This is a genomic window from Phenylobacterium sp. (assembly GCF_022402485.1).
Lineage (GTDB): Bacteria > Pseudomonadota > Alphaproteobacteria > Caulobacterales > Caulobacteraceae > Phenylobacterium.
This window is the reverse complement of the sequence record NZ_JAKRSA010000025.1, coordinates 109346-129673: the sequence shown is the minus strand read 5'-3', so window position 1 is coordinate 129673 and position 20328 is coordinate 109346. Positions and strand designations below refer to the sequence as shown.

Annotated in this window: 19 protein-coding genes; 6 read left to right on the top strand and 13 right to left on the bottom strand. The window is 66.3% G+C overall.

Annotation, left to right across the window (positions count from 1 at the left end; genetic code table 11):
- Positions 1 to 1614, bottom strand: a complete 1614-nt coding sequence (locus tag MH112_RS10575; protein WP_296567527.1) for a stimulus-sensing domain-containing protein — start codon at positions 1612 to 1614, stop codon at positions 1 to 3.
- Complete coding sequence (locus MH112_RS10570; protein ID WP_296567524.1) at positions 1583 to 2293, bottom strand: response regulator transcription factor; 711 nt, start codon at positions 2291 to 2293, stop codon at positions 1583 to 1585. Before MH112_RS10570 ends, MH112_RS10575 begins: the two co-directional genes overlap by 32 nt.
- A 181-nt stretch (positions 2294 to 2474) precedes the next feature.
- On the opposite strand from MH112_RS10570, the gene MH112_RS10565 reads away from it, so the two are divergent.
- Positions 2475 to 4187, top strand: a complete 1713-nt coding sequence (locus MH112_RS10565) for a hypothetical protein (protein WP_296567522.1) — start codon at positions 2475 to 2477, stop codon at positions 4185 to 4187.
- Between the two features lie 16 nt (positions 4188 to 4203).
- Here the strand turns inward: MH112_RS10565 and pseC are convergent, their stop codons facing one another.
- Together pseC and pseB are read right to left on the bottom strand one after the other, a co-directional pair.
- Entirely contained in the window at positions 4204 to 5367 is a 1164-nt protein-coding gene (gene pseC, locus MH112_RS10560) for a UDP-4-amino-4,6-dideoxy-N-acetyl-beta-L-altrosamine transaminase (protein WP_296567519.1), read from the bottom strand.
- A 6-nt stretch (positions 5368 to 5373) separates the two neighbouring features.
- Positions 5374 to 6429 (bottom strand): UDP-N-acetylglucosamine 4,6-dehydratase (inverting), encoded by a 1056-nt coding sequence (gene pseB / locus MH112_RS10555; protein WP_296567517.1) that lies wholly within the window; start codon positions 6427 to 6429, stop codon positions 5374 to 5376.
- A gap of 95 nt (positions 6430 to 6524) precedes the next feature.
- On the opposite strand from pseB, the gene MH112_RS10550 reads away from it, so the two are divergent.
- Positions 6525 to 6947, top strand: coding sequence for a hypothetical protein (locus tag MH112_RS10550; protein ID WP_296567515.1), 423 nt, complete (start codon positions 6525 to 6527; stop codon positions 6945 to 6947).
- A gap of 10 nt (positions 6948 to 6957) precedes the next feature.
- On the opposite strand, the gene MH112_RS10545 is transcribed toward MH112_RS10550, so the two are convergent.
- The 3 genes from MH112_RS10545 to MH112_RS10535 are packed head-to-tail and all read right to left on the bottom strand — an operon-like array spanning position 6958 to position 8735.
- Complete coding sequence (locus MH112_RS10545) at positions 6958 to 7734, bottom strand: SDR family oxidoreductase (RefSeq protein ID WP_296567512.1); 777 nt, start codon at positions 7732 to 7734, stop codon at positions 6958 to 6960.
- 48 nt (positions 7735 to 7782) lie between these two features.
- Positions 7783 to 8076 carry a 4a-hydroxytetrahydrobiopterin dehydratase gene (locus MH112_RS10540; RefSeq protein WP_296567510.1) on the bottom strand — a complete coding sequence of 98 codons (294 nt, stop codon included), beginning with the start codon at positions 8074 to 8076 and terminating at the stop codon, positions 7783 to 7785.
- Complete coding sequence (locus MH112_RS10535; protein WP_296567508.1) at positions 8073 to 8735, bottom strand: HAD-IA family hydrolase; 663 nt, start codon at positions 8733 to 8735, stop codon at positions 8073 to 8075. The genes MH112_RS10540 and MH112_RS10535 overlap by 4 nt, the downstream gene beginning before the upstream one ends.
- A 122-nt stretch (positions 8736 to 8857) precedes the next feature.
- On the opposite strand from MH112_RS10535, the gene MH112_RS10530 reads away from it, so the two are divergent.
- From MH112_RS10530 to MH112_RS10520, 3 genes are read left to right on the top strand one after another with little or no spacing between them, the layout of a single operon-like run.
- A complete protein-coding gene (locus MH112_RS10530) occupies positions 8858 to 9247 on the top strand; it encodes a hypothetical protein (RefSeq protein WP_296567506.1) in 390 nt (129 codons plus the stop codon).
- Positions 9244 to 10080, top strand: coding sequence for a DUF3445 domain-containing protein (locus tag MH112_RS10525; protein WP_296567504.1), 837 nt, complete (start codon positions 9244 to 9246; stop codon positions 10078 to 10080). Before MH112_RS10530 ends, MH112_RS10525 begins: the two co-directional genes overlap by 4 nt.
- Before the next feature lie 32 nt (positions 10081 to 10112).
- Positions 10113 to 10841 carry a hypothetical protein gene (locus MH112_RS10520; RefSeq protein WP_296567502.1) on the top strand — a complete coding sequence of 243 codons (729 nt, stop codon included), beginning with the start codon at positions 10113 to 10115 and terminating at the stop codon, positions 10839 to 10841.
- A 217-nt stretch (positions 10842 to 11058) separates the two neighbouring features.
- On the opposite strand, the gene MH112_RS10515 is transcribed toward MH112_RS10520, so the two are convergent.
- The 6 genes from MH112_RS10515 to hrcA form a co-directional block, all read right to left on the bottom strand.
- Entirely contained in the window at positions 11059 to 12486 is a 1428-nt protein-coding gene (locus MH112_RS10515; protein WP_296567499.1) for an amidase, read from the bottom strand.
- 90 nt (positions 12487 to 12576) lie between these two features.
- The gene (gene gyrB, locus MH112_RS10510) at positions 12577 to 15015 is read right to left on the bottom strand and encodes a DNA topoisomerase (ATP-hydrolyzing) subunit B (RefSeq protein ID WP_296567497.1); all 2439 of its coding nucleotides are present in this window, start codon (positions 15013 to 15015) and stop codon (positions 12577 to 12579) included.
- A 10-nt stretch (positions 15016 to 15025) separates the two neighbouring features.
- Positions 15026 to 16168, bottom strand: coding sequence for a DNA replication/repair protein RecF (gene recF / locus MH112_RS10505; RefSeq protein WP_296567495.1), 1143 nt, complete (start codon positions 16166 to 16168; stop codon positions 15026 to 15028).
- A gap of 108 nt (positions 16169 to 16276) precedes the next feature.
- Complete coding sequence (dnaN, locus tag MH112_RS10500) at positions 16277 to 17395, bottom strand: DNA polymerase III subunit beta (protein WP_296567472.1); 1119 nt, start codon at positions 17393 to 17395, stop codon at positions 16277 to 16279.
- 129 nt (positions 17396 to 17524) lie between these two features.
- The gene (gene grpE / locus MH112_RS10495) at positions 17525 to 18145 is read right to left on the bottom strand and encodes a nucleotide exchange factor GrpE (protein WP_296567469.1); all 621 of its coding nucleotides are present in this window, start codon (positions 18143 to 18145) and stop codon (positions 17525 to 17527) included.
- Positions 18146 to 18156: 11 nt separating this feature from the next.
- On the bottom strand, positions 18157 to 19224 hold the full coding sequence (gene hrcA, locus MH112_RS10490; protein WP_296567467.1) for a heat-inducible transcriptional repressor HrcA: 1068 nt from the start codon (positions 19222 to 19224) through the stop codon (positions 18157 to 18159).
- A 152-nt stretch (positions 19225 to 19376) separates the two neighbouring features.
- On the opposite strand from hrcA, the gene rph reads away from it, so the two are divergent.
- Positions 19377 to 20093: a ribonuclease PH gene (gene rph, locus MH112_RS10485; protein WP_296567463.1), complete on the top strand. Its 717-nt coding sequence runs from the start codon at positions 19377 to 19379 to the stop codon at positions 20091 to 20093.
- The last annotated feature ends 235 nt before the right edge of the window (positions 20094 to 20328 follow it).

Sequence of the window (20328 nt, the reverse complement as noted above, 5' to 3'; positions counted from 1 at the left end):
TCACCGGCGCGACTCAGGCAGGGCGACGGTGAATCGCGCCCCGGCCACGCCACCACCTGCCGGCTCTGGGCGGTTCTCCGCCCACACTGTTCCCCCATGGGCGATGATGATCTGCCGGGCGATGGACAGACCCAGTCCGGAATTGCCACCAAAGGCCGCGCCCTTGGGCCGCGAGGTATAGAAGCGCTCGAAGATGCTCTCGAGATTCTCAGGGGGAATGCCGGGGCCATCATCGTCGACGGTGATCTGCGCCTGACCGCGCTGGTGTCCCAGGGCCACACGGACCTCACCGTCCGACGCGCTGAAGGAGCGCGCGTTGTCGATCAGATTGCGCAGAACCTGGCCAAGGGCACCCTCCTGACCGGAGACCATGACCGCTTCAAGGGTCTCGGGCGCTGTGAAGGTCACGGTGGGCTCGCCGGTCCGGGCGGTGGCCTGGTACAGGGAGACCACATCGGAGATCAGCCGGCGCAGGTCGACGGGTGCCGGCGGCTCGCGGGACAGTTCGGCGTCGAGACGTGAGGCGTTGGAGATGTCGGTGACCAGACGGTCGAGCCGGCGCACGTCGTTTTGCAAGACCGCCATCAGCCGGTCACGGGCGGCGGGCTCCTCCACCAGCCCCAGGGTCTCCACAGCCGAGCGCAGGGAGGTCAGCGGGTTGCGGATCTCGTGGGCCACATCGGCGGCGAAGCGCTCAATGGCGTCGATGCGTTCCGACAGGGCATGGGTCATTTCCTCCAGGGCCCGGGAGAGATCGCCCAGTTCATCGTCCCGCCTTGAAATGTCTGGGACTGAAATCGCCCGGGCCCTGGCCAGGCGCACCCGGTCAGCGGCCCGCGCCAGCCGTCTCACCGGATGGGCGATCAGCCGGTTGAGCAGCAGGGAGGACATCAGCGACACAGCGATGGCGATAAGGATGAACGGCAGCAAGGCGGCCCGTTCGGCGGCGATAATCTCGTCCACGTCCCGGGCCTCGAGGGTCAGAACGCCTAGCACCGCCTGGACATGCTGGATCGGGATGGAGACCGACACCACCCGCTCGCCGTCGGCCCCGTCCCGCAGGCCGGCCCAATGGACCCCCCGCAGGGCGGTGGTCACTTCCGCCCGCAGGGCGGCCTGTGCCTTGGCCGCCTCGGCGCTTTCGGGGTCGGTTTCTGAGCCGCCCTTGAGATTCAGATCAAGCCCTGGCCCCTCGTCCCGGGCCCGGGCGGGGGGAAGGGTGCGCCACTCCACCCGATCAGAGACCCAATATGAGTCGGCGATCAGGCGGCCTTCGGCGTCAAACAGCCGGGCCCGCTGGGAGCGGGGATTGGATAGGAGCTGAAGGATTTGCGAGGCATAGGCACCATCCATCATGGGCTCTGGCTCGCCTACCGTGGCGGCCTGGTCGATGATGGTGGCGAGCAGCTCGCCCTGGGTCGTCAGGCTGTCGATCCGGGCATTGACCAGGCCGCGCCGCAGCTCGTTCAGCACCAGGGCTCCGGAAATCAGGATCGCCAGACCGAACAGATTAAGGACGATGATCAGCCGGCCCAGGCGCGAGCTGGGCAGCCATCGCCACCCGCCGCGCCGAGGCTGCCGCTCAGGACTCGCGATACCGGTATCCGACGCCATAGAGGGTTTCGATTGCATCGAACTCAGGGTCGATCTCGCGGAACTTCTTGCGCATGCGCTTGATGTGGCTGTCGATGGTCCGGTCGTCCACATAGACCTGATCGTCGTAGGCTGCATCCATCAGATTGTCCCGACTCTTCACAAAGCCTGGGCGCTGGGCGAGGGATTGCAGGAGCAGGAATTCCGTCACGGTCAGCTTGACCGGCCGCTCCTCCCACAGGCAGTCGTGACGGGCGGGGTCCAGGGTCAGCTTTCCGCGCTTCAAGGCCTTGGCCTCAGCCTCAGACACGGGTCCCGCCACCCCCTCGCCGCTATCGACGCCCGCCCGACGGAGCACCGCCTTCACCCGCTCCAGCAGCAGGCGCTGGCTGAAGGGTTTGTGGATGTAGTCGTCGGCCCCAAGATTGAAGCCCAGCAACTCATCGATCTCATCGTCCTTGGACGTCAGGATGATCACCGGCAGATCACTTGTGCGGCGCAGTCGGCGCAGGACCTCCATCCCATCCATCCGGGGCATTTTCACATCGAGGATGGCCAGGTCGGGGGGCTCGTTCTCCAGGGCCGCCAGGCCGGCTGCACCGTCATAGAAGGCTTTCACGGCATGGCCGTGGCTTTCCAAGGCGAGGCTGACCGAGGTGACAATGTTCTCATCGTCGTCGACCAGGGTGATCTTGGCCATGGGAAATGGAACTCCTGAAGTCTTCAGCTGATGGCGAAGCTAGTGGTTCCGCCTCATGGCCTCAATGTGGCGTCGCTTGCACGGCCCCGGTTAAATTCCTGACAGATTGGCCCGTTCCACAATCAAGAGGACCTTAATGCTCTTGCCTCAAGGTGATCTTAGGGTCCCGGGGAAAGACCAGATGGAACGCGCCAAAGTGCATTACGAGGTTTTCATCAAGAAAACCGTCGGATCCGGCTGGACGCTAGAAATGGCGACAGAGAACCGGACCCAGGCTGTCGCCGCTGCTGAACAGCTGGTGACTGAGCGGCGTGTGGCGTCTGCAAGGGTCACCAAGGAGACCATGAACCCTGAGACCAACGAGTTTCAGACGGTGGTCATCCAGTCCCTTGGTCTGCCGGACACAGCCAAGGTCAAGAAGACACCCGAGCGCAACGATCCCCTCTGCGTGACGCCGCAGGATCTCTACACCGTTCATGCCCGCGAGCGTATTGGCCGGCTGTTGGACAACTGGCTGGCCCGAAACCACGCGACCCCCTTTGAGCTCCTGCACCGGGCTGACCTGGTGGAGCGGCTCGAGGCGTCCGGGGTTGAGCTGCAGCACGCCATCCAGAAGATTGCCGTGCCGGAGTCCCAGGCGCGCAGCATGTCGATCCATGAGATCATGCGGGCCTTCCAGGGTTTGGTGGAACGGGCCATCGAGCGGCTCCTGGGGGACGCCCGGAAGGGCAACCTGCCGGACATTGACAAGGAAGGCTTCGCTGCGGCGGCGGAGCGTATCTCCCACGCCCCGGAGCGAGCCTATCTGCTGGGCGCTGGGGTGGCCGCCTCCATCGCGCCGGCGCGGAACTGGAGCGAGAAGGTCTCGCGTCTGTTGGATCTGGCCGACGCTGCCCCCATTGCCGGTCCGCCCCGGGGGCTGGCCCTCCAGACTATTGAACAGCCCCTGGCCGAGATTGTGGGGTCGGTCGCAGGGTTGGATGGCTTGATTGGCAAGGATCTCGATCTCGGGGTCCGTCTCGCCGCCATGACCCGCCTGGCCGCCCATGACGCGGTAGAGGCCCTGATCCGGATTGAGCCCTCGGTGGCCAAGATCATGCCGGACCTGTCAGAGCCCGCCCAGCGGCTGGCCAAGTGGCTGGCGACAGAGGACTTCCGGGCAGTACGGAGCGCCTTGACCAAGCGGGTGCTGAAGGAACTGAACGGTCCGCGGCGGCTGAAGCCCGATGACGGGGCCGGCGAGATCGATCTGCTGCGGGGTCTTGCCATGGCCTTGACCGCGGCGGCGGGTGATCTGGTGCCCCTGGACGATGTGCATCAGGCCTTCGTCAACCGCTCTAAGATGCTGGTCACCGGCGACTTTGTGGAGACCTATCTGGGCAAGGGGCAGACCGCCATCCAGGAAGCCGAGGCCCTGCTGTGGCTGGTTGAAAACGTGATCGGCGCGGCGAACAAGCGACTGGCCGTACGGTGGCTGGCGGCAGTCGTCAGTTCCCTTGCGTTCGAGAAGGATGCCCGCAACCCCGTGACATCTGCGGCCCAGAGACTGTTCAGTCTCGCCAAGCTCTATCGCGGTCTGGGCCGGGGTGGTCTGCTGCCTGAGGATTATGTGCCGATCCAGCAGAAGCTGGGGGATCTGGGCGGGCTGGCCGAGGCCGACGCCAAGGTGACCCAGGGCCTGGCGAAGGCCAATGCGCCAGCCGCCACCCGCCTGACCTTGCTGCTGAAACTGGCCTGTGGCGAGGCCGCCCCCCTGGGGCCGGCCGCCGACCGGGCTAAGGCCGAGGCCTTGAAGCTGGTCCGCCTGGACGACACCCGGGCCGAGCTTTCCCGGTCGCCCGAGCGCATGGCCGAGGTTCGCACCTTGATCCAGGCCGCCGGCCTGGCGGCCTGACGTTCAATCGGGCCGGTCAGCTCAGGCCTAAAGCCTCTCCCAGGGCGGCGACCACCCGGTCCACATCCTTGCGCTCCATGCTCGGATAGAGGGGAAGGCTGAGCGTTCGCGCGTACCAGGCTTCGGCGCCGGGCAGGCTGAGCGCGCCATAGCGGTTCTGATAGTAGGGCTGGGTGTGCACGGGGATGTAGTGCACCTGGCTGCCGATCCCCCGGGCCTTCAGAGCCTCCATCACCGCCCGGCGGCTGAGCCCCATGCCCTCGAAGTCGATCAACACGCACATCAGGTGCGGCGTGGCCAGGCTGGCCTCGGGGGATGACGCCGCGCGCACCGCCGGTGCCAGGGGTTTCAAGGCCTCCAGATAGTGGGCCGCCAGGTCCTGACGGGCCGCGGCGAACCTTGGCAGCTTGGCCAGCTGCGCCTGACCCAAGGCGCAAAGTATGTCGGGCAGGCGGTAATTGAACCCAGGCTCTGCCATCTCGTACCACCAGGGATCACCCCCAGAAGGACGCACCATGCCATGGCTACGCAGCCGGCGTAGGCGCTCGGCCAGTCCGGCGTCTGGGGTGGTGATCATGCCGCCTTCGCCCGTGGCGATGGTCTTCACCGGGTGAAAGGAGAAGGTCGAGGCCGAGGACCAGCGTCCTGATCCTACGGGCACTTCGGTATTGCCGAGGCGCCGCCGAGACCCCAGGGCATGGCAGGCGTCCTCCACCACCACTGCGCCAGCCTCTTCGGCCAGAGCCGCGATGGCGGGCAGATCGGCCACTTCACCGCGCATGTGCACCGGCAGGACGGCGGTCACAGGCTTTGATGCCCGCCCCAGGGCCTTGGTCAGATCCTGCGGGCGCATCAGACCACTGTCGGGATCCACATCGGCAAAGATCACCTCGCCGCCCACATAGCGGACGCAGTTGGCGGTCGCCAGGAAGGTGGTGGACGGAACGATACAGACGTCCCCCTCCCGTACGCCAAGGGCCATCATGGTCAGATGCAGGGCTGCGGTGCCGTTGGAGCAGGCGACGGCGTGGTCAGCCCCCACGGCCTCGGCAAAGGCCGCCTCGAAGGCTTCCACCCGAGGACCGGTGGTCAAAAGGTCGTCCCTGAGGGCGTCGGCTACGGCAGCGATGTCGTCATCTTCGATGGTCTGTCGACCATAGGGCAGAAAGGGCAGGGCCATGGGTCCTCAGTCTGTGGCGCGACGGCGACGGGCCTGGGGTGCCTCGTCCAGTAAGGCCAGCAGGCCTGGGCCCGTCAGCCAGTCCTCATTGGTGTCGCTGGCATAGGAGAAGTCTTCGGCGACCACGCTATGGGTGGTGGCGAAGGGCGCCCGGGCATACTCCACAAAGGCGGGCTCAATGGCGTAGCGATCGCCCAGATCGACGGTGGAGCGGGCGTCGTCAGCCGAGATCATCATTTCGTGCAGCTTTTCCCCCGGCCGGATGCCGACCACCTTGTGCGGCAGGCCCGGTGCCATGGCCTCCGCCAGGTCGACGATCTTGGTCGACGGGATCTTGGGCACGAAGATCTCGCCCCCGCGCATGATGTCCAGGGAGGACAGGACGAAGTCCACCCCCTCGTCGAGGGTGATCAGGAAGCGGGTCATCCGGGGATCGGTGATCGGCAGTTCCTGTGCACCCCGATCCAGCAGGCGCTGGAACAGCGGTGCCACCGACCCCCGGGAGCCGACAACATTGCCATAGCGGACCACGGAGAAGCGGGTGCCGATGTCCCCTGCCAGGTTGTTGGCGGCGACGAAGGTCTTGTCCGAGGCGAGCTTGGTGGCACCATAGAGGTTGACCGGGTTGCAGGCCTTGTCGGTGGACAGGGCCACCACTTTCTTCACCCGATTGGTCAGGCAGGCCCAGACCACGTTTTCGGCACCCAGCACATTGGTGTGGATGCACTCCGAGGGATTGTACTCTGCCGCCGGCACCTGCTTCAGAGCCGCAGCGTGAATGACGATGTCCACCCCCCGAAGGGCCAGGGTCAGACGCTCCCGATCACGGACATCCCCCAGGAAGAACCGCATGCGCGCCATGTCTTCGGGACCGAAGCGCTCAGCCATGTCGATCTGCATGTCATGCTGCTTGAGCTCATCGCGGCTGTAGACGATGAGCTTTCGTGGCGCGGCGCGGCTGAGCACCGTGTCGATGAAGCGGCGGCCGAAGGAGCCGGTGCCGCCGGTGACAAGGATCACCTTGCCGTCGAGGTCGAGGGTGTCTGGCGCGAAACGGCCCAAGGCGGCCTCCGATGCGGTCCATGCGAATCTTAGCCGCAGTCTTCGACCGCCCGCGTAAAGAGACCGCTAACCATGAATGCGGCACACCGACGCGTATGGAACAGATTCAACGCCTGCGTCTCGCCCTGCCCGTCCTGCTCGGCGGCCTTGCCGCCCTTGCCGCGGGCTCCGCCACGGCCGCTCCCAAGGGGGGCGACAAGAAAAAGGGTGGGGGAGCCAGCTTCCTCCAGCTCCAGGCCCTGACCGCCACAGTGGCCGGAGAGCGGGGACGGCGCGCCGTTCTCACGGTGGAGGCCGGCCTGGACATTCCCGACGCCAAGCTCCGGGAACTGGCCGAGCTGTCCCAGCCCAGGCTGCGGGCCGCCTTTTCCCAGACCCTGCGGGTCTATGCCGCCGGCCTGGCGCCGGCCGCCCTGCCGGACGCCGACTATCTCGGCCGACAGCTGCAGCGAGACGCTGACCGGGTCCTGGCCAAGACGGGCTCAACCCTGTTGTTGGGCACCATCCTGGTGAACTGAGGCCGGCGCCTCACATGGCCGAGATACCGCCATCGAGCTTGAGCTCAGCCCCGGTCATGAAGCGGCTCTCATCGGAGGCCAGATAGAGGGCGGCATTGGCGATGTCCGATGGGGCGCCGATCCGGCCAAGGGGCACCTGACGGGCCAGCTTGCCTTCGGCCACTTCCTTGCCGAACCGCTGACGCAGCGGATCCAGGATCGGGGTGTCGATAAAGGTCGGGTGGATAGAATTGGAGCGGATATCCAGACCCTGCTTGGCGCAGTGTAGGGCGATGCCCTTGGACAACAGCCAGACCGCAGCCTTTGAAGCGTTATAGACCGGACTGTTGTGGGCGGCGATCAGACCCGCGATGGAGCTGATGTTGATGATAGAGCCCGGCTGGTGCTGGCGCATGTATTTCAGGGCGTGCTTGGTCCCGAGGAATACCGAGTCCACATTGACGTCCATCACCAGCTTCCAGTCCTCATAGGACAACTGCTCGATGTCGCCGCTGCGGCTGATCCCGGCATTGTTGATCAGCACCGACAGGCCGCCCATGGCCGCATCGGCTGCTGCCAGCGCAGCGATCCACTGGTCTTCCTGGGTGACGTCCAGGGCCAGGGCGAAGGCGACCTCAGACCCGTGGGCGGCGTTGATCGCGGCGGCCTGGGCCTTGGCGCCCTCAAGGTTGATATCGGCCAGGGTGACCTTGGCCCCCTCCGCAGCGAGCGCTGCGCCCATGGCAGCCCCCAGACCCTGGGCGCCCCCGGTGATGAAAGCCTTCTTGCCGGCGACCCGTCCGCTCATCTGTTTTGCTCCCCGAAACTCTAGCTTTTGTGGTTTTGCGCCATCGCCTCAGGCGGCGGCGATCTCATCCATGAAGCGCGCCAGGCGGAGATCAAGCTCCGTCACCCCGCCGGCGTCATGGGTGGTCAGGGTGACCTCTACGCGGTTGTAGACATTGAACCACTCAGGATGATGGTCGAGCTTCTCGGCCATCAGGGCCACCCGGCTCATGAAGCCGAAGGCGGCGTTGAAGTCGGCAAAGGTAAAGGTCCGCACCAGGGTGTCGCGTTCGCCGTCACCGGCGCGCCAGGCGGGCAGCTGGGCCAGGGTCAGGGCCAGGTCCATACGCTGGGGTCGGCTCATTGGGCGGCCTCCCGACCCGAGAAGGTCAGGCCAGTGGCGGCGGAAAGCTCGGCCAGGGTCTGATCCACGTCCACCACCTTGATGGCCTTCATGCCCAGCTGGGCGGCGGGTTTGCAGTTGACCCCAAGGTCGTCGAGATAGACGCAGGCGTCCGGTTCCACCGACAGGGCCTCACACATCATCCGATAGATGCGCGGGTCGGGCTTGCGCACCCCGGCCTTGGAGCTCTCAATCACATGGTCGAACAGGGGCATGATCTCTCCCATCAGGCCCCGGGGCTTCTGATTGCCGTCCGCGCCGGGGCTGTGGTGGCTGACCATATTGTTGGTGATGCAGCCGACCTTGAAGTGCGCCTTGCAGAGCTTCAGGGCCTCAACCATGCGCGGCCGCACTGATCCCGAGATCAGCGGCAGCACATCGGCACCGCGGATGGGAAAGCCCAGGGCCGTAGATTCCGCTAGGAACAGGGCGTCAAAGTCTGCGGTGTCGATCTCGTTGCGTTCAAAAAGGGCCCAGGCATTGGTGTCAGGGTTGGTCGCATTCACCCGGCGAATGTGATCCTTGGGCGCGCCGATGGTCGCCTCGTGCCGGGCGAAGGCCTCAAAGGGCGAGGAGGTGAAGACGCCGCCGAAGTCCCAGATCACCGCCTCGATCGCCATCAGCCCCGTCCTTCAAACGCCTGTTTTACACCCCGAGGCTAGAGCATTTTCGGAAGGGTGTGAAACCGCTATCGGGCACAAATGGTTCTGGAGAGGCCCGGGCTGACATGCAAGCTAGGGCCATGGTCCTGCGTTCCCGACGTCCGTCCTTGCCTGAGCTTTCCCCCTTGGCGCGCCGCTATGGGGCGGCGGCCTTTGTCCTGTGGCTGCTGGCGATCCTGTTTCTCTCTCTGGCCCCTGCGGAAGCCACCCTGGCTCCGGAGCTATGGGGCGACAAGGTGCGTCACGCCCTGGCCTATTTCGTCCTCACGGGTCTGGGCCTCCTCGCCTTTGGCCCACGTTGGACGCTGCTGATGGGAATCGCGAGTCTGGGGGCCGGGGTCGAGGTGGCGCAGGCGACCATGGGATTTGGCCGCCAGGGCGAGTGGGCTGATCTCCTGGCCAATCTCAGCGGCGAGGCTCTGGCCGTGGCCCTTTGGCTGGTCGTGTCCCGCCTGGGGCGGCGGCCGTGAGCCTGCCTCACAGTCCCTGGACCGAGGCCGGCGGAGATTTTGCCATCGGTCTGCGGCCCATTCCGGCCTCAGCCTGGCTGGAGGGCGGGGAGGCAGACCCTGCCCAGCGCAAGGACCCTTTGATCGCCGCCCACCCGGACATTGTGTGGGGCGAGACCGAGGGCTCTCGGCCCGGGCAGGCCGAGGCTTTGGCCTTTATTGACCAGGTGCGGGGTCCCTTGTCGGATGAGGCGGGCCTGCCGCCTCTGATGGCGGCTGCGCGGCGAGTTCCCGATGACCTGTGCTTGATGGAGCTGCGCGACGGGGTCTGGCGACTGAGTGCGCTTTGCCTTTGTGCGCCGAGCTTCTTTACCGCCCGGGACGCCCTGGGCCTCAGTCTGGCGGAGCTGCATGCCCCGGTGGACGGCTTCGCGCCGCGGTTCGGAGGGCGGCTGGAGCGGATCTTCCGAGGTCTGCGGCCCGGCCTGATCCTCGAGCGCCGCAATTGGACGGTGCTGAATTCTGAGGCCCTGTACACGCCGGATTCTGCGCCCATCCGGGCCCAGATCAGCCAGATCGATCCCAAGGACGCCGGTCAGGCGCTCTATGTGCGGGTGGAGCGTCAGACCCTGCGCCGGCTTCCCGAGACCGGCGGGGCGCTGTTCACCATCCGCATCTGGCGGGCGCCGCTCGAGACGGTGGCAGAGGACCCATTGCGCCTGGCGGCCTTCGCCAAGGCCTGGCGTGGGGCGACCCCAGAGTTCCGCAATTACAAAGGGTTCGCCTCCTATGATACCTTGGTGACCACCTTTCTTCGCGCCAGGGAAGAATCCTACAGCGTTAACGAGGTGTAAACGCGCAGCGTGCGGGCGAGGGAGTTCTCGCTATGCGCATTTGGCCTGTGCCGCCAATCATCACCGCCATGGCCGGCGTCCTGGCGCTGAGCGCCTGTGACGAGCGGCCGCCCCTGCCCCCCTTTACCGAGAAGGCGGCACCGGCGGCTGAAGCCTTGCCTGCAGCGGTCGAGGCCATGGCCCCTCAGGCTCTGGGCGCGGCCTGTTGCGCCTGTCCGTCGCTCGCCGCCCCTGCCTGTCCCGAGGTCGCGCCAACCCAGGTCGCAGCAACGCCTGCGGCAGCCCCGTCCCGGCCCCCGCGTCAGAGGTCCGAGCAGGCCTACGCCCATCGCCCGGCGCGAGTGCAGCCAGCAACCTATCATCCGGTGCCGCCGCCGGCCGTGGACTACGGCGATCAGAGCCATCAGCCTGTTGGCCATCATGGGGGCTATGTCGTCCAGCCGGCACCGGAGCCCGTCATTCGTGACGGCTATGTGCGGCGGCATGACACCTATCAGGGAACCCGACATACCTACGGCCATGAGCGATACGCCCACGTGTCGCCGGCCCCGGCGCATTCGCCGCCGCCTGTGGCGGTGCCGCTGATTCATCGGTCCCATGGGGCGCACGGAGGCTATGTGTCCCCGCCCCAGGGCTACGCCCATGCTGGCGGCGGCGGATCTGGCCCCTGTTGTGCAGGCCCGTCCGTCCAGGCCGCAGGTCGGGACTCCGCCGGCTACCTCACCTGGTCGGGCAAGCGCCCGCCTGCGCCCTACTATTGAGCTGAAAGGCTCTCAACATTCGAACATCCCGGGGGGGAAACGATGAGAATGCGCTCGCCAAGCGGTCCACTCTTCAAGTGGTACGAACTGGCTGCCGTGGTCGCTTTTGGAAGCGTGGCCCTGCTGCTGGCCAAGCTCGGCCTGGTGATCTAGAGCCCAGGTCCGATCTGGCACTTGCCGCCAGATCGGTCAGGATTCCACACGCCTTGAGCCGAACTCAGTTCCAGTGCTTCGGGCGCCGCCCCGCCCAGGGCTGTTCCTTCTCCAGCTGGCCGGCCAGGCGATAGAGGGTGGCTTCGTCAGCGAAACGACCGGTGAACATCATGCCCACGGGCAGGCCCCCTTCCGATTCCCAGAGTGGAACCGACATGGAGGGCTGGCCGGTGAAATTGGCCGGTGGGGTTGTCCCATAGGTGGACGCCTGGCGCTTATCGAACTCCCGGGTGTCGTCCATGTTTGGGTCAAGCCAGTCGATCCGCGGGGCCGGGGTGTTCATCACCGGCGTGAGGTAGACATCAAAGGCCTCAAAGGCCGACAGGATCTGGCGGTTCAGCAGCCGCAGTTGCTGGAACCCCCAGAAGGCTTGCTGGCCATTGAGCCGCTTCCCAGCCTCGTAACCGCGCCGGGCCAGGGGCCCCAGTTCGTCTGGTCCTGGCTCCCGGCCGAGTTTTTCCACCCAACGGGCCACATTGGCCGAGAAGTTGGATGCGCTGGCCAGGCTCTGGGCCCGGTAGAGCTGACGGTAGTCAATGCCCAGACCCTGCTCGAACACTTCGTGGCCCAGGCTCTTCAGCAGGTCGACCGTGCGCAGCATGTGGGCGAGCATCTCATCTGGGATGGGCCGTCCGCTGGGGGTCTCCGCCGACCAGGCGATGCGCAGTCGACCAGGGCTCCTGTCCACCTCGTCCAGATAGGGTCCGGCCTTGGCCGGGGCCTGGAAGGGATCGCCAGCCTGGGGATAGCCGGTGGCGTCGAGCATGGCGGCGGAGTCGCGCACGCTTCGGCTGACCACATGGTGCACCGAGAAGCCCAGGGCACCATCCACCACCTCGCAGATGGGGGTGCGGTCACGGGTGATTTTCATGCCGAACAGGCCGCAGCAGGCTGCTGGAATGCGAATCGAACCCAGACCGTCGCTGGCGTGGGCCAGGGGCACCATGCCCGCTGCGGTCGCCGAGGCCGCCCCGCCAGAGGAGCCGCCGGAAATATGGTCCGGGTTCCAGGGGTTCCGGCAGGCACCGAGCTGGTCGGAATTTGTGACGCCGGGAATGCCAAACTCAGGCGTATTGGACTTGCCCAGCAGGACGACGCCCGAAGCCCTGTAGCGGGCCACCAGCTCGCTGTCGCTGTCGTCGGCGGCCACCTGGGCGAACCGGCTGCCCGAGGTGCGGGGCCAGCCCGTCACCTGTGCACCCAGGTCCTTGATCAGGAAGGGCACACCCTTGAACGGGCCATCGGGCAGGGCACCTGCGGCTGTGGCGCGGGCCTCGTCATAGGCCTTGTGGACCACGGCATTAAGGACGCCATTATGGCGTTCAATGCGCTCGATCGCCGCCTCGACCAGCTCAGAGGGACTGACCTCCCCCTTGGCCACCAGGGCGGCGAGGCCCAGCCCGTCATGCTCGGCATATTCAGTGAAAGCCATGGCCCAACTCCCTGCCGGTTTCCGGCTCTTGTTTCCTCAAGGGCCAGAGAGTTCAGGAGATGGCGTGGCCTGTCCAGGCCCTGGGAGGGTCTAGACGTCCACCTCGGCGTCCAGGGCGTTCTCCTGGATGAACTCCCGGCGGGGCTCCACCAGATCGCCCATTAGGCGGGTGAACATGCCGTCGGCGTCGTCTGCATGGGCCACCTTGACCTGCAGGAGGGTGCGGGCCTCCACGTCGAGGGTGGTCTCCCACAGCTGATCGGGGTTCATTTCCCCCAGACCCTTATAGCGCTGGATGGCCAGGCCCCGACGACCGGCCTCCATGACCGCATTGAAAAGGTCCAGCGGTCCGCGGACCGTGGTCACCTTGTCCCGTCGGGAGAAGCTGGCCGGGGCGGCGAAGGTTTCGGCCATGGCCGCTGCCCGCTCGGCCAGGCGCAGGGCGTCGGCGGCGTTCAGCAGCAGGTCATCCAGCACCACCCGCTCGGAGACCCCCCGGCGAACACGGCTGAAGACATAACCGCCGGTGGCGGCGCTCTCCCCGCTCCAGGGACCATCGCCTTCTTCGGCATAGAGGTTCAGGCGCTGGGCCGCGGCCTCCAGGTCACCGCTTTCCCCCAACAGGCCGGCCAGGGCCGCCTGCTCGATGGCGAAGGCCGGGGCGCGGGAGGACAGACGATCCACATTGGCTTTGGCGCCGCGGGCGGTCTGCACCAGGGCGTGCAGATCAGGTCCGGCCAGGCGCTCGCCGCTGGCCAGGGTCAAGGTTGCGCCGTCGACGCCCTCATTGACCAGGAAGGCCTCAAGCTCGGGATCATCCTTCAGGTAGCGGATCGACTTGCCCTTGGTCGCCTTATAGAGGGGCGGCTGGGCGATATAGAGGTAGCCCCGTTCAATGACCTGCGGCATCTGCCGGTAGAAGAAGGTCAGCAACAGGGTGCGGATGTGCGCGCCGTCCACGTCGGCGTCGGTCATGATGACGATCTTGTGGTAGCGGACCTTGTCGATGTTGAAGTCGTCGCGGCCGATGCCAGCACCCAGTGCCGTGATCAGGGTGCCGATCTGGTCCGATGACAGCATCTTGTCGAAGCGGGCCCGCTCGACGTTCAAGATCTTGCCGCGCAGGGGCAGGACCGCCTGATTTTCCCGGTTTCGAGCCTGTTTGGCCGAACCCCCGGCGGAGTCGCCCTCCACCAGGAAGATCTCAGACTTGGCCGGATCCTTCTCCGAACAGTCGGCGAGCTTGCCGGGCAGGGAGGTGATGTCCAGCGCCGACTTGCGGCGGGTCAGGTCCCGGGCCTTACGGGCCGCCTCCCGGGCGGCGGCAGCCTCGGCGATCTTCTGGATGATGATCTTGGCTTCGGCGGGGTGTTCCTCGAACCAGGTGGACAGGCCCTCGGAGACCAGACCTTCCACGGCAGGGCGCACTTCTGAGGAGACCAGCTTGTCCTTGGTCTGGGATGAAAACTTGGGATCAGGCACCTTCACCGACAGGACGCAGGTCAGGCCTTCCCGGGCGTCTTCCCCAGACAGCGAGACCTTCTCGCGCTTGGCGGTGCCGGAGCTCTCCGCATAGCTGGTGATCAGCCGGGTCATGGCGGAGCGGAAGGCGGCCAGGTGGGTGCCGCCGTCCTTCTGCGGAATGTTGTTGGTGAAGCAGAGTACGTTCTCGTGGAACCCGTCGTTCCACCAGAGCGACAGATCGATCTCGACGTTCTCGCGGCGACCGCGAATGACGATGGGGTCGCGGATCAGCGGTGTCTTGGCCTTGTCTAGGTGGCGGACAAAGGCCTCGATGCCGCCAGCATAGGACATGACCTCCTCGAAGGGCTCGGCCCCGCGGAAGTCCTTCAGCCAGATGGTGACGCCTGAATTGAGGAAGGCCAACTCCCGCAGGCGGTGTTCCAGGGTCTTCCGGTCGAAGTCGATGAAGGCAAAGGTGGTGGTCGAGGGATAGAAGGTCAGCTCCGTGCCCGAGAGCGGCAGGCCGTTCTCCCGCATAGGGGCGACCCCGGTCTCCACCAGGGGCGAAACCGTATCGCCCCGGCGGAACTCGATCTCATAGGCCTTGCCGCCGCGATAGATCTTCAGCTTCAGCCAGTCCGACAGGGCGTTGACCACCGAGACGCCGACCCCGTGCAGGCCGCCGGAGACCTTGTAGCTGTTCTGGTCGAACTTCCCGCCTGCATGCAGCTGGGTCATGATGACCTCGGCGGCGGAAACCCCTTCGCCTTCGTGCATGTCCACGGGGATACCGCGGCCGTCATCGGTGACGGTCACAGACCCGTCGCCATTGAGGATCACCTCGACCCGGCTGGCATAGCCGGCCAGGGTTTCGTCGATGGCGTTGTCCACCACCTCATAGACCATGTGGTGCAGGCCAGACCCGTCGTCGGTGTCACCGATATACATGCCCGGCCGTTTCCGCACGGCATCGAGGCCCTTCAGAACCTTGATCGATTCCGCGCCATACTCGGCCTGGCCGTTGCTCTCGGGGGCGTCGCCGGCGCCTTGGGTCTCGTCGCTCATGAGGTTCTTCTTACGCGTCCAATAGGGCCAGGCCTGAAGCATCCACCCGGACGCCCTGGGCTCGGCCGCGAAGGTCTTCGAACAGGTGCTCGTCGGTTCCGGTCAGGAAGGCCTGCAGGCCGAGCGCCTCGATTTCGTCAAACAGGGCCTTTCGCCGACGGCGATCCAGGTGCGCTGCGACTTCATCCAGTAACAATATAGGGTTTGGCGCTGATTCTGCACGCGAAAGTCTCGCGGCCTGGGCCAGGACCAGGTTCAGGATCAGGGCCTTTTGCTCACCCGTGGAGCATTCCGCCGCCGGACGGTCTTTCTCCAGGTGCACGACCGCCAGGTCACCTCGGTGGGGGCCGGTGAGCGCGCGGCCTGCGCTGGCGTCGCGGTCGCGGACAGCGGCCAGGGCCTGGACTAGCCGCCCCTCGATCTCGGGGGTTTCAACGCCCGCCTTCGCCATCTGTTCCCACTCGCCGGTGAGCTCCAGCCGCGCCTGCGGGAAGGGCCGCTCGCCCCGACTGTCGATCTCCGCCTGCAGGTCCACAAGGGTGGCGGCCCGGGCGCTGGCCATCCTGGCACCCGCCAGTCCCATCCGCGCCTCCAGGGCGCTCAGCCAGGCGGGATCGTTGGGGCCATCGGTCAGCAGGCGCATGCGCTCTCGCTGCGCCTTCTCATAGGCGCTGGCCTGGGCGGCGTGGTCGGGGCGCGCGGCATAGACCAGGCGGTCAAAGAACCGACGGCGCTCGGACGCGCCCTCCAGAAACAGGCGATCCTGGGCGGGCGTCAGCCAGACCTGGCGCTGCAGGTCCGACAACCGGCCAGGGGTCACCGTCTCGCCCTCCAGCCGCACGGTACGACGGGCCGCCCCGGCCGCCTCGACCCCGGTGCCGACCTTCAGGGTCTCGTCGCCCAGTAGGATTTCGGCCGCCACAGCCCAGGCCCTGCCCTTCACTTCGCCCGGCAGGCGCCGACCGAAGTCGGCCATGGCCGCGCCGCGCAGGCCCCGACCGGCGGTCAGCAGGGAGACGGCTTCCAGTAGATTGGTCTTTCCCGCCCCATTGGGCCCGGCCAGCACCACAGGCCGCCCGTCCATCGCCAGCTCGGCGCGGACATAGGAACGGAAGTCGGTGAGGGTCAGTCGGGTGAGAACAGCGCGGGGCACCCGCAGCTCTTAGCCGGTTTCGCCGACGGGCGCGAAGTCTCCCGCCGCGATCAACAGCCCCAGGCGGCCCAGCGCCTGGTCGGGCTGGGCCTCAAGGTGGTCTGAGCCTCAGACCCGCAGGGGCATGAGGACGTACTGTACGTCGCTGTCGGCGGGGTCGAGGACCAGGGCCGGATCATTGGGGCCGCCGAAGCGGAACTCGGCCTCGGGCGCCGTGATCTGGTCGGTGACGTCCAGGATGTAGCGGGCGTTGAAGGACAGCTCGAAGGCCTCGCCGGAATAGTCGGCCTCGATCTCTTCGACGGCCTGGCCGGCCTCCATGTTGCGGACGGTCAGGATGATGCGGCCAGGCTCAATGGCCATGCGCACCGAACGGCTTTTTTCGGCTGAAATGGTGGCGACCCGGTCGACGGCCTTGGCGAACAGCTTGTTGTCCACCCGCAGGATGCGGTCGTTATCCTTGGGGATCACCCGGCCATAGTCCGGGAAGGAGCCGTCGATGACCTTGGAGGTGAGGGCCGCGCCGCCCAGCTCGAAGCGCACCTTTTGCGGCGAAAGCTGCAGGTCAATCTGCTCGCCGGCGTCGTCCAGCAGGCGACGGGCTTCGCCAATGGTCTTGCGGGGCACGATGACGCCAGGCGCGCCCACCGAGCCTTCCGGTGCCGGCATTTCGGCCAGGGCCAGGCGGTGGCCGTCGGTGGCCACAGCGCGCAGCTTCTGGACCCCGCCGTCATTGACCACGTGCAGATAGAGCCCGTTCAGATAGTAGCGGGTCTCCTCGGTGGAAATGGCGAACCGGGTCTTGTCGATCAGGCGGATCAGCTCGTTCACATCGACGCCGATGCGGGCAGACAGGCCCTCGGCGGACATGACGGGGAAATCTCCTGCCGGCAGGACCGGCAGGTTGAAGCGCGAACGCCCGGCCTGAACCGTCAGGCGAGGGTCTTCGCCGGTGAAGCTCAAGGAGACGTCGGCACCCTCAGGCAGCTTGCGGACGATCTCATAGAGGGTGTGGGCGGGCGCGGTGATCTGGCCAGGCTGGTCCACCTGGGCCATGGCCTCATCGGTGATCTCCAGGTCCAGGTCCGTGGCCGAAAAACTCAGCCTCTGACCCTCGGCTGAGAGCAGCACATTGGACAGGATCGGGATGGTGTTGCGGCGCTCGACCGCACTTTGCACATGACCCAGCGCCTTGAGGAGCGCCGCCCGTTCGATCGTCAGCTTCATGATTCCGTCCGAACCTCCCTGCGCCGGCGATACGATTCGCCAGCGCCCCCCGGATGGAGGGGACCTGGGACTTTACTCATTTGGCCCGCCTGTGAAAGCCCTGGCGGGGTGTTGGGTGCCCAATCGATCTCAGGCTTTCGTGTCCACCGCCCCACCGGCCTCCTCGGGCTCACTGGTGGCATAGGGGTTGGCGGCCGCCGTCTCTGTCGGAGGTGCAGCGAGATCAGCTCCAGACCCCTTGGCCGCCACCACAACCATGGCCGGACGGACGATGCGACCAAACAGTTCGTAGCCCGACTGCAGGATCTGCAGCACGCCGCCGGCGGCGACATCGGGGGCCGGCTGTTCCATCATGGCCTGGTGCTTGTGGGGATCAAACTTCTCCCCCCGGGGGGGCTCAATCTTCTTCAGGCCATTGCTTTCAAAGGCCGTCTGCAGGGCCTTTTCGGTCATCTCGATGCCGAGCACGAAGTTCTTCACAGCTGGATCATCGAGGTTGGACGGTGCCGCTGCGGTGGCCCGGGACAGGTTGTCGGCCGCGCCCAGGAGGTCTCGGGCGAACTTCTGGATCGCATAGGCCCGGGCGTCATTGGCCTCGCGCTCGGCCCGGCGCTTGGTGTTCTCCGCCTCGGCGGCGAACCGCAGAACCTGTTCCTTCAGGGAGGCGTTCTCGGCCTTCAGGGCCTCCATCATCTCGATGGCGGCATCAGCGACGGCGTCCGTCTCAGCGGGCGTGTGATCGTCGGACATTCTCTACTTCCTTACGTGTTCATCACCTGGCCCAGGACCTTGGCGGTGTAATCCACCAACGGAATGATCCGGGCATAGTTCAGGCGGGTGGGGCCGATCACGCCGATCGCCCCCAGAACTTTTTGACGCCCCGTCATATAGGGCGCGGCGATCACGGAGGAACCCGAAAGCGAAAACAGCCGGGTTTCAGCGCCGATAAAGATGCGCACCCCTTGGGCTTCACGCACCCCGTCCAGCAGGCCGATCAGCTGTTCTTTCTGCTCCAGATCGTCGAACAGCATCCGCACCCGCTCGAGATCCTCGAGCGCGTCACGGTCGCCCAGAAGGTTGGCGCGGCCCCGGACAATCAGCGCCCGGTCGGCGCCGTCGCCCCCGCCCCAGGCGGCCAGACCATCTTCGACCAGGCGGGCGGCCTTGTGGTCCAGTTCCCGCCGGGCCCGGTCGAGGTCCTGGCTGATCTCGCTTCTGGCGTCATCCAGGGTTTTTCCCCGGGCGCGGGTGTTGAGGAAGTTCGAGGCCTCCTGCAGGGACGAGGGCGTCACCCCGACGCCCAGCGCCATCAGGCGGTTCTCCACCGTCCCGTCCTCAAAGACCATGATGGCCAGGGCCTGGTCGCCGCCTAAGGCAACGAACTCCACATGCTTGACCTCCGCATCGCGCACAGGGGTGACCACCACGCCGGCACCGCCCGCCAGGCCCGAAAGCAGGACACTGGCCTCATTGAGGGCCTCTTCGAAGCTGCGACCCTGGACCCGCAGCCGGGTTTCGATGAGCCGGCGCTCATCTTCGCCAATGTCGCCGACCTCCAGCAAGCCGTCGACAAACAGGCGCAGGCCCGCATGGGTGGGCAGCCGCCCGGCACTGGAGTGGGGCGCCCCCAGCAGCCCAAGCTGGGTCAGGTCCTGCATAGTGTTGCGGATCGAGGCCGGAGACAGGGAGACGCCGCCCCGGGAGAGGGTTCGTGAGCCGACAGGATCGCCGGTGTCGAGGTAGCTCTCGACGATGCGGCGGAAGATGTCGCGCGCCCGCTCGTCCAGTTCGGCGAGCGTGGGCCCGCGGGAGAGCAGTGGTGTGTTCACGATCTGGCGGCCGGAGCCTTCACCTGTTGCCGGGGCCCATGGACGGGCGGTTCAAGTTTTAGGATAAGCCCCCGACACAGCCGCGCAAGTGATGCGGTGCCTCGGTGGATTTAGATACCACGCCGCCGACGACCTCAGGAAAGGTTCTCCCCATGCGCCCCTCGCAACGCGCCCCCGATATGCTGCGCGTCGTTACCCTGGAGACCGGGGTCAATCGCTATGCCGAAGGCTCATGCCTCGTCACCTTTGGCCACACCAAGGTGCTGGTGACCGCCAGCCTGGAGGAGGGCGTGCCCCCCTTCCTGCGCGGGCGGGGCCAGGGCTGGGTGACGGCGGAGTACGGCATGCTGCCCAGGGCCACCCACACACGGGGCCGCCGCGAGGCCGCCCAGGGCAAGCAGTCGGGACGCACCCAGGAGATCCAGCGGCTGATCGGCCGGTCCCTGCGCGCGGTTACCGACATGAAGGCCCTCGGAGAGCGTCAGATCTCGCTGGACTGCGACGTGATCCAGGCCGACGGCGGCACCCGTACCGCGTCCATCACGGGCGCCTGGGTCGCCCTGCGTCTGGCCACCCGCTACCTGATGGACGAAGGGGTGATCACCGCTGATCCGATCCTTGACCAGGTGGCGGCTGTCAGCTGTGGCGTGCATCAAGACACCCCGGTGCTGGACCTCGACTACGAGGAAGACTCCGACGCCGAGGCCGACGCCAATTTCGTCCTGACTGGGGCGGGCGACATCGTCGAGATCCAGGCCACCGGCGAGAAGCGCGGCTTCACCCAAGGTGAGTTCGACGCCCTGTTTGGTCTCGCGCGCAAGGGGATCAACGAGCTGTTCGCGCTGCAGCTGGCCGCCGTCGCCCGCTGAGCGGTTTCAGCCAAGAAAAAACGGCCGGAGGCGACGTTCCGCCTCCGGCCGTTCGTGTATTTCAGACCTCTTGCTGAGGCCTCAAGGACGATCGCCCTTAGAGGCCGATCAGCAGGTCGCGCTGGGCTGAAGGCGGCATGCGGGCCAGTTCATTGGCCAGCGGCGCCAGCCAGAGCGCCAGGAAGCGTTCGATCGCTGCAAACATGTTCTGCCCCTTTGTGCAGTGCAAAATGTT

Bases quoted from the DNA above. Each gene is read 5' to 3' on its own strand.
- MH112_RS10575 (WP_296567527.1), bottom strand. From the start codon at position 1,614: ATGGCGTCGGATACCGGTATCGCGAGTCCTGAGCGGCAGCCTCGGCGC.
- MH112_RS10570 (WP_296567524.1), bottom strand. From the start codon at position 2,293: ATGGCCAAGATCACCCTGGTCGACGACGATGAGAACATTGTCACCTCG.
- MH112_RS10565 (WP_296567522.1), top strand. From the start codon at position 2,475: ATGGAACGCGCCAAAGTGCATTACGAGGTTTTCATCAAGAAAACCGTC.
- pseC (WP_296567519.1), bottom strand. From the start codon at position 5,367: ATGGCCCTGCCCTTTCTGCCCTATGGTCGACAGACCATCGAAGATGAC.
- MH112_RS10550 (WP_296567515.1), top strand. From the start codon at position 6,525: ATGGAACAGATTCAACGCCTGCGTCTCGCCCTGCCCGTCCTGCTCGGC.
- MH112_RS10545 (WP_296567512.1), bottom strand. From the start codon at position 7,734: ATGAGCGGACGGGTCGCCGGCAAGAAGGCTTTCATCACCGGGGGCGCC.
- MH112_RS10540 (WP_296567510.1), bottom strand. From the start codon at position 8,076: ATGAGCCGACCCCAGCGTATGGACCTGGCCCTGACCCTGGCCCAGCTG.
- MH112_RS10535 (WP_296567508.1), bottom strand. From the start codon at position 8,735: ATGGCGATCGAGGCGGTGATCTGGGACTTCGGCGGCGTCTTCACCTCC.
- MH112_RS10530 (WP_296567506.1), top strand. From the start codon at position 8,858: ATGGTCCTGCGTTCCCGACGTCCGTCCTTGCCTGAGCTTTCCCCCTTG.
- MH112_RS10520 (WP_296567502.1), top strand. From the start codon at position 10,113: ATGCGCATTTGGCCTGTGCCGCCAATCATCACCGCCATGGCCGGCGTC.
- MH112_RS10515 (WP_296567499.1), bottom strand. From the start codon at position 12,486: ATGGCTTTCACTGAATATGCCGAGCATGACGGGCTGGGCCTCGCCGCC.
- gyrB (WP_296567497.1), bottom strand. From the start codon at position 15,015: ATGAGCGACGAGACCCAAGGCGCCGGCGACGCCCCCGAGAGCAACGGC.
- dnaN (WP_296567472.1), bottom strand. From the start codon at position 17,395: ATGAAGCTGACGATCGAACGGGCGGCGCTCCTCAAGGCGCTGGGTCAT.
- grpE (WP_296567469.1), bottom strand. From the start codon at position 18,145: ATGTCCGACGATCACACGCCCGCTGAGACGGACGCCGTCGCTGATGCC.
- rph (WP_296567463.1), top strand. From the start codon at position 19,377: ATGCGCCCCTCGCAACGCGCCCCCGATATGCTGCGCGTCGTTACCCTG.